Here is a 14,982-nt window from a genome sequence, read left to right on the forward strand (position 1 = left end):
AGGCGTCAACTGCCTTTGAAAGCAAGTAAGTTAGGCGATTCAATGCCAGTACGCGGCGTGTCGGCGTGCATGGGCCTGCCGAGCCCGTCATGTTTCGAAGAGGTCTCAACTCACCTGCACGGGGGATGCGCGCCACGGCGTGAGCCACCGGCGCGTAGATATATGTGTGGCACGCCCCCCAATTCGTACACCTTCGTACGGTGGTGCCCTTGATGCCGGTGTGACGGATGTGATTCGCCCCGCCGATCGTGATCTCTCCCGACCCATACGCAGCGGCGCCCAATCCTCTTAAGGTGAGCAGTATTGGAAAGCCGGTGTGGTCACGAGGAGGACTGCGGTGAGCGAGACGAGCCCGAAGCTGCGTGCCGAGCTGGAGGGTATCCCCACCTACAAGCCGGGCAAGCCCGCCGCGGCCGACGGTCCGGTGGCCTACAAGCTGTCGTCCAACGAGAACCCCTACCCGCCGCTGCCGGGCGTGATGGAGACGGTGACCGCGGCCGCCTGCTCCTTCAACCGCTACCCGGACATGGGGTGCGCGGCCCTCACCGCCGAGCTGGCCGAACGCTTCGGCGTGCCGGCCTCCCACGTGGCCACCGGCACCGGCTCGGTCGGGGTCGCGCAGCAGCTGATCCAGGCGACCAGCGGCCCCGGTGACGAGGTCGTCTACGCCTGGCGGTCCTTCGAGGCCTACCCGATCATCACGCAGATCAGCGGGGCGACCTCCGTCCAGGTGCCGCTGACGCCGGGTGACGTGCACGACCTGGACGCGATGGCGGACGCGATCACCGACCGCACCCGCCTGATCTTCGTCTGCAACCCGAACAACCCCACCGGCACGGTGGTGCGCCGGGCCGAGCTGGAGCGCTTCCTCGACCGGGTGCCGGCCGACGTCCTGGTGGTGCTCGACGAGGCCTACCGCGAGTTCATCCGTGACCCCGAGGTGCCCGACGGCGTGACGCTGTACCGCGAGCGCCCCAACGTCTGCGTGCTGCGCACGTTCTCCAAGGCCTATGGCCTCGCGGGGCTCAGGGTCGGCTTCGCCATCGCCCATGAGCGGGTGGCGGCGGCGCTGCGCAAGACGGCGGTGCCCTTCGGCGTGAGCCAGCTGGCGCAGGAGGCGGCGATCGCCTCGCTGCGCGCCGAGGACGAGCTGCTGGGCCGGGTCGGCTCGCTGGTGTGCGAGCGCATCCGCGTGGTCGACGCGCTGCGCGCGCAGGGCTGGACGGTGCCCGAGACCCAGGCCAACTTCGTGTGGCTGCGGCTGGGGGAGCGTACGACCGCCTTCGCCGAGGCCTGCGAGCAGGCGGGTGTGGTGATCCGGCCGTTCGCCGGTGAGGGCGTGCGGGTGACGATCGGCGAGGCCGAGGGGAACGACATCTTCCTGAAGGCGGCGGAGGCGTTCCGCAGGGAGGCGTGACGGCTTCCGCCGCTCGCCGGTACTGAGCGGTCCGACGGGCCCTGGAGGGCCCCGCGCACTCGGCGCGGGGCCCTCCAGGTGTTTGAGCGATCCACGTCACAGGGACCCCCCGTCGTTCCGGGAAATCCGGTGAGTCATAATTGCTTGTGAATGTGAACGCGTTCACAAGCTAGTCCGATTGCTGCCCTGTTGTGCAGGCCGTACCGGGGCAAACCGCCGCTGAGACCCCGGCGGCGTAAGGAGAGTGACGACGTGAACCTGGCTTTGGCGCCGGAGACACTGGCGCGCTGGCAGTTCGGCATCACGACCGTCTACCACTTTCTGTTCGTTCCCCTGACGATCTCGCTGGCCGCCCTCACGGCCGGGCTGCAGACCGCATGGGTGCGCACGGACAAGGAGAAGTACCTCAGAGCCACCAAGTTCTGGGGCAAGCTTTTCCTGATCAACATCGCCATGGGCGTGGTCACCGGCATCGTGCAGGAGTTCCAGTTCGGCATGAACTGGTCGGACTACTCCCGCTTCGTCGGTGACATCTTCGGTGCCCCGCTCGCCTTCGAGGCCCTGATCGCCTTCTTCTTCGAGTCCACGTTCATCGGATTGTGGATCTTCGGCTGGGACAAGCTGCCCAAGAAGATCCATCTGGCATGCATATGGATGGTGTCGATCGGCACCATCCTCTCCGCGTACTTCATCCTCGCGGCCAACTCCTGGATGCAGCACCCCGTCGGCTACCGGATCAACAAGGCCAAGGGGCGCGCCGAGCTCACCGACTTCTGGGCGGTGCTCACCCAGAACACGACCCTCAGCCAGGTCTTCCACACACTCTCCGCGGCCTTCCTGACCGGCGGCGCCTTCATGGTCGGCATCGCCGCCTTCCACCTCGCCCGCAAGAAGCACGTCACCACGATGAAGACCTCGCTGCGGCTCGGCCTGGTCACGGTCGTCATCGCCGGTCTGCTCACCGCGGTCAGCGGCGACGTCCTCGGCAAGGTGATGTTCAAGCAGCAGCCGATGAAGATGGCGGCGGCCGAGGCCCTGTGGGACGGCCAGAAGCCGGCGCCGTTCTCGGTCTTCGCCTACGGCGACGTCGAGAAGGGCCACAACTCGGTGGCCATCGAGATCCCCGGACTGCTGTCCTTCCTGGCCAACGACGACTTCAGCTCGTACGTCCCCGGCATCAATGACGTCAACAAGGCCGAGCAGCAGAAGTTCGGGCCCGGCGACTACCGGCCCAACATCCCGGTGACCTTCTGGGGCTTCCGCTGGATGATCGGCTTCGGCATGGCGTCCTTCGCCATCGGTCTGGCCGGACTCTGGCTCACCCGTAAGAAGTTCATGCTGCCCCAGCACCTGCGGGTCGGCGAGGACGAGGTGCCGCACCTGGTCCTGCTCCGGAACAAGGCCCTCGACCCCCAGCTGACCAAGTGGTCCTGGCGCATCGCCGTCTGGACGCTGGCCTTCCCGCTGATCGCCAACTCCTGGGGCTGGATCTTCACCGAGATGGGCCGCCAGCCGTGGGTCGTCTACGGCGTGCTGCAGACCCGGCACGCGGTCTCCCCCGGTGTCTCCCAGGGGGAGGTCATCACCTCGATGACCGTCTTCACGCTGCTCTACGCCATCCTCGCCGTCGTCGAGGTGAAGCTGCTCGCGAAGTACGTCAAGGCCGGCCCGCCCGAGCTCACGGAGGCCGACCTCAATCCGCCCACGAAGCTCGGCGGCGACGTCCGTGACGCCGACAAGCCGATGGCCTTCTCGTACTAGGCCAAGGGAGCCGCACAGCCATGGAACTGCACGACGTCTGGTTCGTCCTCATCGCCGTCCTGTGGACCGGCTACTTCTTCCTGGAGGGCTTCGACTTCGGGGTCGGCATCCTCACCAAGCTGCTCGCTCGGAACCGGCCCGAGAAGCGGGTGCTGATCAACACCATCGGACCCGTCTGGGACGGCAATGAGGTGTGGCTGCTCACCGCGGGCGGCGCCACCTTCGCGGCCTTCCCCGAGTGGTACGCCACGCTCTTCTCCGGCTTCTACCTGCCGCTGCTCGTCATCCTGGTCTGTCTGATCGTCCGGGGTGTCGCCTTCGAGTACCGGGCCAAGCGGCCCGAGGAGAACTGGCAGCGCAACTGGGAGACCGCGATCTTCTGGAGTTCGCTGATCCCCGCCTTCCTGTGGGGCGTGGCCTTCGGCAACATCGTCCGGGGTGTGAAGATCGACCGGAACCTCGAGTACGTGGGCGGCGTGGGGGACCTGCTCAACCCGTACGCACTGCTCGGCGGGCTGGTCACGCTGACGCTGTTCACCTTCCACGGCGCGGTGTTCACGGCCCTGAAGACCGTCGGTGACATCCGGGAGCGGGCCCGGAAACTGGCCCTGCGCCTCGGTCTGCTCACGGCCGTCGTGGCGCTCGCCTTCCTGCTGTGGACGCAGGCCGACACGGGCAACGGCCGGAGCCTGGTGGCGCTGGTCGTGGCCGTGCTCGCACTCGTGGCCGCGCTGGTCGCCAACCAGGCGGGACGCGAGGGCTGGTCGTTCGCGCTGTCGGGCGTCACGATCGTGGCCGCCGTGGCGATGCTGTTCCTCTCGCTGTTCCCGAACGTCATGCCGTCCACGCTCAACGCTGACTGGAGCCTGACGGTGACCAACGCCTCCTCCAGTCCCTACACCCTGAAGATCATGACCTGGTGCGCGGGCATCGCCACGCCGATCGTCCTGCTCTACCAGGGATGGACCTACTGGGTCTTCCGCAAGCGGATCGGCACACAGCACCTCGCCGAAGCCGCGCACTGAGTCCGAAGAGGGGTGTGTTTCACGTGAAACACACCCCTGTGGACCGAAGGGCATGTTTCACGTGAAACCGATCGATCCCCGTCTCCTCCGCTACGCCCGAGCCACCCGGGTCTTCCTGATCGCGGTCGTGGGCCTCGGCGCCCTCGGAGCCGGCCTGGTCGTCGCCCAGGCGATGCTCATCGCCGAGGTGGTGGTCGGTGCCTTCCAGCACCACCTCACCGTCGCCGAACTGCGCACTCCCCTGCTGCTGTTGGTGGCCGTCGCCCTCGGCCGCGCGCTGGTGTCCTGGCTCACCGAACTGGCCGCCCACCGGGCCGGCGCGGCGGTGAAGTCCGAACTGCGGGGGCGGCTGCTGGACCGCGCGGCGGCGCTCGGCCCCGGCTGGCTGAGCGGACAGCGGACCGGATCGCTGGTCGCGCTGGCCACGCGGGGTGTCGATGCCCTGGACGACTACTTCTCCCGCTATCTGCCGCAGCTGGGCCTGGCCGTGGTGGTCCCCGCGGCCGTGCTGGCGCGGATCGTCACGGAGGACTGGGTCTCGGCGGCCATCATCGTCGGAACCCTGCCCCTCATCCCCGTCTTCATGATGCTGATCGGCTGGGCCACGCAGTCCCGTATGGACCGTCAGTGGCGGCTGTTGTCACGGCTGTCCGGGCACTTCCTGGACGTGGTGGCGGGGCTGCCTACCCTGAAGGTGTTCGGCCGGGCCAAGGCGCAGGCGGAGTCGATCCGGCGCATCACCGCCGAATACCGGCGGGCGACCATGCGCACCCTGCGGATCGCCTTCCTCTCCTCCTTCGCCCTGGAACTGCTCGCCACGCTGTCGGTCGCCCTCGTCGCCGTGACCATCGGCATGCGGCTGGTCAACGGCGACATGGACCTCTACATCGGCCTGGTCATCCTCGTCCTGGCCCCGGAGGCCTATCTCCCGCTGCGCCAGGTCGGCGCCCAGTACCACGCGGCGGCGGAGGGACTGGCGGCGGCCGAGGACATCTTCGCCGTGCTGGAGACACCGCTGCCGCAGACCGGCACCAAGGCCGTCCCGGTGCGGGCGGCGCTCGCCTTCGAGGGCGTGAGCGTCCGTTACCCCGGCCGGTCCACGGACGCCGTGACCGACGTGTCCCTCACGGTGCGGCCCGGGGAGACGGTCGCGCTCGTCGGACCCAGCGGCGCCGGGAAGTCGACCCTGCTGAACGTCCTGCTCGGGTTCGTACCGCCCACCGGGGGCCGGGTACGGATCGGGGGAGTGGATCTCACGGAGGCCGATCCCGGGCGGTGGCGCTCACACGTCGCCTGGGTGCCCCAGCGGCCCCACCTGTACGCCGGGACGATCGCCGAGAACGTACGGCTCGCCCGGCCCGACGCCGACGCCGCCGCCGTGCGCCGGGCGCTGAAGGACGCGGGCGCTCTGGAGTTCGTCGACGCCCTGCCAGACGGGTTGGACACCGTGCTCGGCGAGGACGGCGGCGGGCTGTCCGCCGGGCAGCGGCAACGGCTCGCGCTGGCCCGGGCGTTCCTCGCGGACCGGCCCGTCCTGCTGCTCGACGAGCCGACCGCCGCGCTCGACGGTGCCACCGAGGCCGAGGTCGTGGAAGCGGTGCGCAGGCTCGCCGCCGGGCGGACGGTGCTGCTCGTCGTCCACCGGCCGGCGCTGCTGGGCGTGGCGGACCGCGTAGTGCGGCTCGAAGGCGGAGAGCTTCCCGCGGACGCCCCGCCGTCGTCCGGAGCCTGTGCGGCATCCCCGGCGCCACGGGAGGCCGGGACGGCGGCACGCAGCGTCCAAGGGGCTGCCACGGATGTTCCGGCGGAGGCCGGAGCCGGCTCCGCGAAGGCCGGCGGAGACGTCCTCGCCCGCGTGCGGGCGATGTCCGGCGCCCGGCGCGGCCGTCTCGCCCTCGCCCTGCTGCTCGCCGCCCTCGCCCTCGGCAGCGCGGTCGGCCTGATGGCCACCTCCGGCTGGCTCATCTCACGCGCCTCCCAGCATCCGCCGGTGCTCTACCTGATGGTGGCCGTCACGGCGACGCGGGCCTTCGGCATCGGGCGGGCCGTCTTCCGGTACGGGGAGCGGCTGGTTTCGCACGACGCGGTGCTGCGGATGCTGGCCGACACACGGGTCGCCGTCTACCGGCGGCTGGAGCGGCTGGCCCCCGCCGGACTGCGCCGGACCCGCCGAGGCGATCTGCTCACGCGGCTCGTCGCCGATGTGGACGCCCTGCAGGACTACTGGCTGCGCTGGCTGCTGCCCGCAGGCGCGGCCCTCGCGGTGTCCGCCGCCTCGGTCGCCTTCACGGCGTGGCTGCTGCCCGAGGCGGGGGCGGTGCTCGCGGCCGGACTGCTCGCGGCCGGGGCGGGCGTCCCGCTGCTCACCGGGGCCGTGGCACGCCGTGCGGAGCACCGGCTGGCCCCTGCCCGCGGCGCCCTGGCGACCCGCGTGGGCGACCTGCTCACCGGTACGGCCGAACTGACGGTCGCCGGGGCCCTGCCCGCCCGTACCGCCGAGGCGCGGCGGGCCGACTCCGTACTCACCCGGATCGCCTCGCGCGGCGCCACGGCCACCGCGCTCGGGGACGGGCTCACCGCGCTGGTCTCGGGGCTGACGGTGGCCGCGGCGGCCCTCGTCGGCGCTCAGGCGGTCGCCGCAGGCCGGCTCGGGGGCGTGGCCATGGCCGTCGTCGTGCTCACCCCACTGGCCGCCTTCGAGGCCGTCCTCGGCATGCCCCTGGCCGTCCAGCACCGTCAGCGGGTCCGCCGCAGCGCGGAGCGCGTGTACGAGGTCCTCGACGCTCCCGTGCCCGTTCGTGAGCCCGAGCGGCCGCGGCAGGCGCCCGCCTCGCCGTTCCCGCTCGGCGTGACCGGCCTGACCGCCCGGCACGCCGGTCAGCACCGCCCGGCGCTCGCCGGGCTCGACCTGACCCTGGAGAAGGGCCGCAGGGTGGCCGTGGTCGGCCCGTCCGGGTCCGGCAAGACGACACTCGCCCAGGTACTCCTGCGGTTCCTGGACGCGGAGGCGGGCACGTACACCCTCGGTGGCGTCGACGCCACCGCGCTGGACGGCGACGACGTACGGCGGCTCGTCGGGCTGTGCGCTCAGGACGCGCACCTCTTCGACAGCTCCGTGCGGGAGAACCTGCTGCTGGCGAGGAAGGACGCCACCGAGGCCGAGTTGCGGGACGCGCTCGCGCGGGCCCGGCTGCTCGACTGGACCGGCACCCTTCCCGACGGGCTCGACACGCTCGTCGGGGAGCACGGCGCCCGGCTGTCCGGCGGGCAGCGGCAGCGGCTGGCGCTGGCCAGGGCGCTGCTCGCCGACTTCCCCGTCCTCGTGCTCGACGAGCCCGCGGAACACCTGGACCTGGCCACCGCCGACGAGCTCACCGCCGATCTGCTGGCCGCCACCGAGGGCCGTACGACCCTGCTCATCACCCACCGTCTGGCCGGGCTGGAGGCGGTTGACGAGGTGCTCGTGCTGGACGCGGGGCGTGTCGTCCAGCGGGGGCCGTACGCGGAACTGGCCGCCGTACCGGGGCCGCTGCGCGAGATGATCGAACGCGAGAGTGAGGCGGAACTGCTGGTCGCGGCGCGGTAACCGCTACCTCCGCTCCCCCAGCAGGCGTTCGATCACGACGGCGACGCCGTCCTCGTTGTTGGCGACCGTCCGGCCGGAGGCCGCGGCGAGCACGTCCGGGTGGGCGTTGCCCATGGCGTAGGAGCGGCCGGCCCAGGTGAGCATCTCGACGTCGTTCGGCATGTCGCCGAAGGCGACGACCTGCTCGTGCGAGATGCCGCGCTCGGCGCAGCACAGCGCGAGCGTGCTCGCCTTGGAGACGCCCGGGCCGCTGATCTCCAGCAGCGCGCTGGGGCTGGAGCGGGTCACGGTGGCGCGCCCGCCGATGGCGAGCCGGGCGACGGTCAGGAAGGCGTCCGGGTCCAGCGTCGGGTGGTAGGCGAGGATCTTCAGGATCGGCTGGCCGGTGCCGGCCCCGTCCGGCGCCAGCAGTTCCTCGGCCGGGGCGAGGGTGTCCGGTATCTCCATGTGCAGCTTGGGATAGTCCGGCTCCTGGTAGAAGCCGTACGTCTGCTCGACCGCGTAGACCGTGCCCGGCGCGGCGTCGCGCAGCAGCCCGACGGCGTCCAGCGCGTTCTCCCGGGCGAGGTCGCGCACCTTCACGAACCGGTGGGAGCCCGCACCGCCGTGCAGATCGACCACGGCGGCGCCGTTTCCGCAGATGGCGAGACCGTGGCCGTGCACGTGTTCGCTGACGACGTCCATCCAGCGGGCCGGGCGGCCGGTCACGAAGAAGACCTCGATGCCCGCCTCCTCGGCCGCGGCCAGGGCGGCGACCGTGCGCGGGGACACCGACTTGTCGTCGCGCAGCAGGGTTCCGTCGAGGTCGGTGGCGATCAGCCGCGGCGGCACGACGGGGGCACCTTTCTGGTCGAACGAGGCCGAGAGCTTGAGAGAGGCCGGGGGCTCGGGCTTTCGAGTCGCTGAGGTCACCGGGGCATTGTCCCGCATATGCCCGCACGGTCGTGCTGGAGTGCGCACATCTGAGTAGTCGGCTCTGTCACGTGAGCAATCGGCCCGGTCACGCCAGCTGAGTGGGCGCTTCCATGGCGATCCGCTCGAAGATCTTCTGGTCGGCCGCGAAGTCCGAGTCGGGGATCGGCCAGTGGATCACGATCTCGGTGAAGCCGAGCTCCCGGTGCCGGCCCGCGAAGTCCACGAACGCGTCGAGGGACTCCAGGGGACGTGAGCGGTCCGGGGTGAATCCGGTGAGCAGCACCTTGTCCAGTTCCGAGACGTCCCGGCCGAGGGAGGCGCAGGCGTCGGCGAGCTTTTCGGCCTGTCCGCGGATGGCCTGCACCGACTGCTCCGGGGTGCCGTTCTCGTACAGCTTCGGGTCGCCTGTGGTCACCCAGGCCTGCCCGTACCGCGCGGCGAGCCGCAGTCCGCGGGGGCCGGTGGCCGCCACCGCGAACGGCAGCCGGGGCCGCTGCACGCAGCCGGGGATGTTGCGCGCCTCGTGCGCCGAGTAGAAGTCGCCGTCGTAGGACACCGCGTCCTCGGTCAGCAGCCGGTCGAGGAGGGGAACGAACTCGGCGAAGCGGTCGGCGCGCTCGCGGGGTGTCCAGGGTTCCTGGCCGAGCGCGGTTGCGTCGAAGCCGGTGCCCCCCGCACCGACGCCGAGGGTGATCCGGCCGCCGGAGATGTCGTCCAGGGAGATCAGTTCCTTGGCGAGGGTGACCGGGTGGCGGAAGTTCGGCGAGGTGACCAGGGTGCCCAGCCGCAGGCGCTCGGTCGCCGCCGCGGCGGCGGTCAGCGTCGGCACGGCGCCGAACCACGGGCCGTCCCGGAAGGTGCGCCAGGACAGGTGGTCGTAGGTGTACGCCGTGTGGAAGCCCAGCTCCTCGGCACGTGTCCAGGCCGCACGGCCGCCTTCGTGCCAGCGGCGGTAGGGAAGGATCACGGTGCTCAGGCGCAGACTCATGGACCCGAGCCTAAGGGCGGAGGACGTTCCACGTGAAACATCAACGTACGCGGCTGCTCAGCCACGGACTGAGGCCGAACATCGGGACGTACTCCTTGTACGTGCGATCGGCGGGCAGGGGCACGACGAGGCGGTAGCCGGGCGGGAAGCGCCGTGCCTTCACATAGGCCCTGTCGCCGAATACGGCATGCAGAAAGGCGGGCACCTCGTCACGGGGCAGGTCGGGGAAGTCGATGCCCTCCACGGTGATCAGGGCGTCGTCCTCGGGAAAGAGCCGGACGGTCACCCGGGGCAGCCCGCCGAACTCGACGAAGGCCTCGTGCGGCAGCGAGCCGTCCGGGTCGGTGGTGACGCCGACGCCCGCGGCGCTGCGGCGGGAGGTCTGATCGGCGCCGATGTCGTGCGTCACCGACATCTCGCGGGCGTACTCGTCGGCGATGGCGCGGCAGGCGGTGACGGCGGCCTCGGTGCTGGGCAGATGGTCGTCCATACGGCCGATCATGCCGGACGGCGTCAGTGGCCCTCGGGGAACCGGACATAGCGCGCGGGTACCGCCGTCGTCAGCCACACGCCGTTCGCGCTGACGTGGAAGACATGCCCTTCGCGATGCATGGCGCCGGCGTCCACGGCGAGAACGACCGGTCGGCCGCGCCGGGAGCCGACCCGTGCCGCGGTTTCCCGGTCCGGCGAGAGGTGCACGTCGTGCCGGTTCATGGGCCGCAGCCCCTCGGTGCGGATCGCCTCCAGGCTGCGGGCCACCGTTCCGTGGTAGAGGTACGGCGGCGGGGTCGCCGGCGGCAGCCCGAGCTCGACCTCGACGCTGTGGCCCTGGCTGGCGCGGATGCGAGTGCCCTCGATGGCGAAGCGCCGCTTGTCGTTGCCGGCGACCACCTCGTCCAGTTCCTCGCTGGTGAACCGGAACCCGTGGGCGCTCGCCGCCGCGATCAGCGCGTCGATCTCGGTCCAGCCGGCCGGGTCGAGGGTGAGCCCGATGCGCTCCGGCTGGTGGCGCAGGTGCTTGGAGAGGTACTTCGAGACCTTGACGAGGCGTCTTTCGTCCATCCCACCAGGGTGCCGGGCGAGACACGGATCACGCAGGTGAATTTCGCCGCGGAGGTTTGGTCCACAGCCCAGCCGTGTTGTCCACAGCCGGAATCGGCGATGCTGTGGACAACCGGCCCCGTGCGGGGCCCTTCGTGGACGGGTCCCTCGCCGGTCAGAGCCGCGGTTCGACGGTCACAGCCGCGGTTCGACCCGCGCGAGCCTGCGCAGCGCTCTTGGCGCGAAGCGGGACATCGCGTGCAGGAGCCGGGCCTCCGGGGTCACCGGCACCACCGCCTCGTTGCGCACCACCGCGCGCACGACGGCGTCGGCGACCTTCTCCGGCGGATAGTTGCGCAGCCCGTACAGCCGGGCGCTGCGCCGCCGCCGGCGCTTCTCCTCCTCGGCGTCCACGCCCGCGAAGTGCGCGGCCGACGTTATGCCGGTGTTGACGAAGCCGGGGCAGATCGCCGTCACGCCGATCCCCTGCCCGGCCAGTTCCGCGCGCAGGCACTCGCTGAGCATCAGCACCGCCGCCTTGGAGGTGCTGTAGGCGGGCAGCGCCCTGGAGGGCTGGTAGGCGGCGGCTGACGCGATGTTGACGATGTGACCGCCCTGCCCGCGCGCCGCCATCCGGCCGCCGAAGAGCCGGCAGCCGTGGATCACGCCCCACAGATTGACGTCGAGGACCTGCTTCCAGTCCTCGGCGGTGTGGTCGAAGAAGGCGCCGGCCAGTCCGACCCCGGCGTTGTTCACCAGCACGTCGACCACGCCGTACTCGGCGGCGACCTTGTCGGCCAGCTTCTCCATGGCCTGCTCGTCGGAGACGTCAACCGTCTCCGCCCAGGCGGCCGGGGCGCCGGCGAGCCGTGACTGCTCGGCGGTGGCCACCGCGGCCTCGGCGTTCCGGTCGACGGCGATCACGCGTGCTCCGGCGGCTGCGAACGCGAGGGCCGTGGCCCGCCCGATGCCGCTGCCCGCGCCGGTGACCAGGACGAGCTGCCCGCCGAAGCGTTCGGCGTGCTTGCCGGTGACGGCGGGCTCCGGCCGTCCGTCCTCGGTGGCGGTGACGAACTCCGTGATCCACGCGGCCAGCTGGTCGGGCCGGGTGCGCGGGACCCAGTGCCTGGCCGGAAGAGTGCGGCGGACCAGCCGTGGGACCCACTGCTCCAGGCCGTCGTAGAGCCGCTCCGACAGGAAGGCGTCGTGAAGGGGCGTGATCAGCTGGACGGGGGCGTGGGCGCGGGCGTCCGTGCGCGGGCTGCGCAGCCGGGGCCGCACGTTGTCCCGGTACAGCCATGCGCCGTGCGCCGCGTCCCGGGGCAGGGACCGGGTCGGGTAGTCGCCCCGCGGCATCCGCTCCGTGCGCGCGAGGATCTTCGGCCAGGCCCGGCCGAGCGGGCCGCGCCAGGCCAGTTCGGGCACTTTCGGGGTGTGCAGCAGGTAGACGTACCAGGACTTGGCGCCCTGGCCGAGGAGCTGACCCACCCGGCGCGGGGTCGGGCGCTTGACACGTTGGCCGATCCAGTGACCGAAGTGGTCGAGGGAGGGCCCGGACATGGAGGTGAACGAGGCGATCCGGCCCTCGGTGCGCCTGACCGTCACGAACTCCCAGCTCTGCACCGAGCCCCAGTCGTGCCCGACCAGATGCACCGGCCGGCCGGGGCTGACCGCGTCCGCGACCGCCAGGAAGTCGTCCGTGAGCTTCTCCAGGGTGAAGCCACCGCGCAGCGGCGAGGGCGCGGTGGAGCGGCCGTGGCCGCGGACGTCGTAGAGGACGACGTGGAAGCGGCCGGCGAGGCGCTCGGCCACCTCCGACCAGACCTCCTTGCTGTCGGGGTAGCCGTGCACCAGGACGACCGTCGGCCGGGCCGGGTCGCCCAGTTCCGCCACGCACAGCTCGACCCCACCGGTGTGAATCCAGCGCTCCCGCGCGTCTTTCAGTGACGTCACGTGTGCCGCCTCCCTGTGCCGGCTTCCCCCTCGGAATCCCGTCCGGCGACTGTCGCAGTCGTTAGACCGAACGTCAACAGGGCGTGAGGCGGGCGGAATGTCCCACGTCGGGTAAGACCTGAGAGCTGTGCCCCCTAGGGCCCCGTAATACTCGAGGCTGACGGCAAGACGGCTCTCGGGTCTGACGATTCGCGTGGCGCACGTCACTAGAGTCGAAGACGTGATTGTGATCGCGACCGAAAGCCTGAGCAAGCGGTTCCCCCGGGTGACCGCGCTTGACCGGCTCTCCGTGGACGTCGGACCCGGTGTGACGGGACTCGTCGGCGCCAACGGAGCCGGCAAGTCCACACTGATCAAGATCCTGCTGGGTCTGTCCCCCGCCACCGAGGGCCGCGCCGAGGTGCTCGGCCTCGACGTCGCCACCAAGGGCGCCGCCATCCGCGAGCGCGTCGGCTACATGCCGGAGCACGACTGCCTGCCGCCCGACGTCTCGGCCACCGAGTTCGTCGTCCACATGGCGCGCATGTCCGGCCTGCCCCCGACCGCCGCCCGCGAGCGCACCGCGGACACCCTGCGCCACGTCGGTCTGTACGAGGAGCGGTACCGCCCCATAGGCGGCTACTCCACCGGCATGAAGCAGCGCGTCAAGCTCGCCCAGGCCCTGGTGCACGACCCGCAGCTCGTCTTCCTCGACGAGCCGACCAACGGCCTCGACCCGGTCGGCCGCGACGAGATGCTCGGCCTGATCCGCCGCATCCACACCGACTTCGGCATCTCGGTCCTGGTCACCTCCCACCTGCTGGGCGAACTCGAGCGCACCTGCGACCACGTGGTCGTCGTCGACGGCGGCAAGCTCCTGCGCTCCAGCTCCACCACCGACTTCACGCAGACCACGACCACCCTCGCCATCGAGGTCACCGACAGCGAGGAGCACCCGGACGGCACCCGCGCGGTGCGCGAGGCGCTCCACGAGCGCGGGGTGGAGACCCAGCACGGCACCGGCCTGCCGGGCTCCGGCCACGTCCTGCTGCTCACCGCGAAGGGCGAGGAGACCTACGACCTGGTGCGGGACGTGATCGCCGACCTCGGCCTCGGCCTGGTCCGCATGGAGCAGCGCCGGCACCACATCTCGGAGGTCTTCCGGGACAGCGACGAACAGCACGACGAGCAGCGGAAGGAGGCGGTCGGCCATGGCGGTTGAGCAGCCCCTGGCATCACCGGTGCCACCCTCCGGCGACCAGACCCGCATCCACAACATCGGGTACCGCAACTACGACGGACCCCGCCTCGGCCGCGCCTATGCCCGCCGCTCGCTGTACTCGCAGTCCCTGCGCGGCTCCTACGGTCTCGGCCGCTCGGCGAAGTCCAAGGTCCTGCCGATGCTGCTGTTCGTGGTCATGTGCGTGCCCGCGGCCATCATGGTCGCCGTCGCGGTCGCCACCAAGGCCAAGGACCTGCCCGTCGAGTACACGCGCTACGCGATCATCATGCAGGGCGTCATCAGCCTGTACGTCGCCTCGCAGGCACCCCAGTCCGTCTCGCGCGACCTGCGTTTCAAGACCGTGCCGCTGTACTTCTCGCGCCCGATAGAGACCGCCGACTACGTCCGCGCCAAGTACGCGGCACTGGCCTCGGCGATGTTCGTCCTGACCGCCGCGCCGCTCCTCGTGCTGTACATCGGCGCGCTGCTGGCCAAGCTGGACTTCGCCGACCAGACCAAGGGATTCGCCGAAGGACTCGTCTCCGTGGCACTGCTCTCGCTGCTCTTCGCGGGCATCGGCCTGGTCATCGCGGCCGTCACCCCGCGCCGCGGCTTCGGCATAGCCGCCGTGATCGCCGTGCTGATCATCTCCTACGGCGCGGTGTCCACGCTCCAGGCCATCGCCGACGCCCAGAACAACACCGGCGCCATCCCCTGGATCGGCCTGTTCTCGCCGGTCACCCTCATCGACGGCGTGCAGACCGCCTTCCTCGGTGCGACGTCCTCGGCACCCGGCGCCGTCGGCCCCGGCAGCGGGCAGGGCGCGGTCTACGTCCTCGTCGTCCTGGGCCTGATCGCCGCCGCATACGGCCTCCTGCTGCGCCGCTACAAGAAGGTGGGACTGTGACGACCCTCAGCATCGACCACGTCTCCCGCTGGTTCGGCAACGTGGTCGCCGTCAACGACATCACCATGACGATCGGCCCCGGTGTCACCGGCCTGCTCGGCCCCAACGGCGCCGGCAAGTCCACGCTGATCAACATGATGGGCGGCTTCCTCGCGCCCTCCACCGGTTCCGTCACGCTCGACGGACAG

12 protein-coding genes are annotated in these 14,982 nt (G+C 71.0%); 7 read left to right on the top strand and 5 right to left on the bottom strand.

From position 1 onward, the window contains the following. Nucleotides 1-337: 337 nt before the first annotated feature. From hisC to cydD, 4 genes are all read left to right on the top strand, one after another. Complete coding sequence (hisC, locus tag IE249_RS27150) at nucleotides 338-1,417, top strand: histidinol-phosphate transaminase (protein ID WP_189708845.1); 1,080 nt, start codon at nucleotides 338-340, stop codon at nucleotides 1,415-1,417. A 252-nt stretch (nucleotides 1,418-1,669) separates the two neighbouring features. Continuing rightward, a complete protein-coding gene (locus IE249_RS27155) occupies nucleotides 1,670-3,178 on the top strand; it encodes a cytochrome ubiquinol oxidase subunit I (protein WP_189708847.1) in 1,509 nt (502 codons plus the stop codon). Between the two features lie 20 nt (nucleotides 3,179-3,198). Continuing rightward, a complete protein-coding gene (cydB, locus tag IE249_RS27160; RefSeq protein WP_189708849.1) occupies nucleotides 3,199-4,203 on the top strand; it encodes a cytochrome d ubiquinol oxidase subunit II in 1,005 nt (334 codons plus the stop codon). A 52-nt stretch (nucleotides 4,204-4,255) separates the two neighbouring features. Beyond that, nucleotides 4,256-7,789 carry a thiol reductant ABC exporter subunit CydD gene (cydD, locus tag IE249_RS27165; protein WP_229859358.1) on the top strand — a complete coding sequence of 1,178 codons (3,534 nt, stop codon included), beginning with the start codon at nucleotides 4,256-4,258 and terminating at the stop codon, nucleotides 7,787-7,789. Nucleotides 7,790-7,792: 3 nt separating this feature from the next. Here the strand turns inward: cydD and IE249_RS27170 are convergent, their stop codons facing one another. From IE249_RS27170 to IE249_RS27190, 5 genes are all read right to left on the bottom strand, one after another. Next, nucleotides 7,793-8,719, bottom strand: a complete 927-nt coding sequence (locus tag IE249_RS27170; RefSeq protein WP_189708853.1) for an HAD hydrolase family protein — start codon at nucleotides 8,717-8,719, stop codon at nucleotides 7,793-7,795. Nucleotides 8,720-8,789: 70 nt separating this feature from the next. After that, nucleotides 8,790-9,692: an LLM class flavin-dependent oxidoreductase gene (locus IE249_RS27175; protein ID WP_189708855.1), complete on the bottom strand. Its 903-nt coding sequence runs from the start codon at nucleotides 9,690-9,692 to the stop codon at nucleotides 8,790-8,792. Between the two features lie 40 nt (nucleotides 9,693-9,732). Next, on the bottom strand, nucleotides 9,733-10,194 hold the full coding sequence (locus IE249_RS27180) for a hypothetical protein (protein ID WP_189708857.1): 462 nt from the start codon (nucleotides 10,192-10,194) through the stop codon (nucleotides 9,733-9,735). A gap of 11 nt (nucleotides 10,195-10,205) precedes the next feature. Beyond that, nucleotides 10,206-10,754 (bottom strand): RNA 2'-phosphotransferase, encoded by a 549-nt coding sequence (locus tag IE249_RS27185; RefSeq protein WP_189708859.1) that lies wholly within the window; start codon nucleotides 10,752-10,754, stop codon nucleotides 10,206-10,208. Nucleotides 10,755-10,928: 174 nt separating this feature from the next. Further along, nucleotides 10,929-12,686 (bottom strand): SDR family oxidoreductase, encoded by a 1,758-nt coding sequence (locus IE249_RS27190; RefSeq protein ID WP_189708861.1) that lies wholly within the window; start codon nucleotides 12,684-12,686, stop codon nucleotides 10,929-10,931. Between the two features lie 226 nt (nucleotides 12,687-12,912). Between IE249_RS27190 and IE249_RS27195 the strand changes: the two genes are divergently transcribed. The 3 genes from IE249_RS27195 to IE249_RS38640 form a co-directional block, all read left to right on the top strand. After that, on the top strand, nucleotides 12,913-13,887 hold the full coding sequence (locus IE249_RS27195; RefSeq protein ID WP_189708953.1) for an ABC transporter ATP-binding protein: 975 nt from the start codon (nucleotides 12,913-12,915) through the stop codon (nucleotides 13,885-13,887). Next, complete coding sequence (locus tag IE249_RS27200; RefSeq protein ID WP_189708863.1) at nucleotides 13,877-14,794, top strand: ABC transporter permease; 918 nt, start codon at nucleotides 13,877-13,879, stop codon at nucleotides 14,792-14,794. The genes IE249_RS27195 and IE249_RS27200 overlap by 11 nt, the downstream gene beginning before the upstream one ends. Continuing rightward, nucleotides 14,791-14,982, top strand: a 192-nt coding sequence (locus tag IE249_RS38640) for an ATP-binding cassette domain-containing protein (RefSeq protein ID WP_229859360.1), incomplete at its 3' end; no start/stop codon positions are given. The genes IE249_RS27200 and IE249_RS38640, both read left to right, overlap by 4 nt.

The organism is Streptomyces anandii JCM 4720, assembly GCF_014650655.1.
Classification (GTDB): Bacteria; Actinomycetota; Actinomycetes; order Streptomycetales; family Streptomycetaceae; genus Streptomyces; species Streptomyces anandii.

Excerpts from the sequence above, each read along its gene's own strand:
- IE249_RS27185 (WP_189708859.1), bottom strand. The coding sequence starts at position 10,754 with ATGGACGAAAGACGCCTCGTCAAGGTCTCGAAGTACCTCTCCAAGCAC.
- cydD (WP_229859358.1), top strand. The coding sequence starts at position 4,256 with ATGTTTCACGTGAAACCGATCGATCCCCGTCTCCTCCGCTACGCCCGA.
- IE249_RS27175 (WP_189708855.1), bottom strand. The coding sequence starts at position 9,692 with ATGAGTCTGCGCCTGAGCACCGTGATCCTTCCCTACCGCCGCTGGCAC.
- IE249_RS27170 (WP_189708853.1), bottom strand. The coding sequence starts at position 8,719 with ATGCGGGACAATGCCCCGGTGACCTCAGCGACTCGAAAGCCCGAGCCC.
- IE249_RS27200 (WP_189708863.1), top strand. The coding sequence starts at position 13,877 with ATGGCGGTTGAGCAGCCCCTGGCATCACCGGTGCCACCCTCCGGCGAC.
- cydB (WP_189708849.1), top strand. The coding sequence starts at position 3,199 with ATGGAACTGCACGACGTCTGGTTCGTCCTCATCGCCGTCCTGTGGACC.
- IE249_RS27180 (WP_189708857.1), bottom strand. The coding sequence starts at position 10,194 with ATGATCGGCCGTATGGACGACCATCTGCCCAGCACCGAGGCCGCCGTC.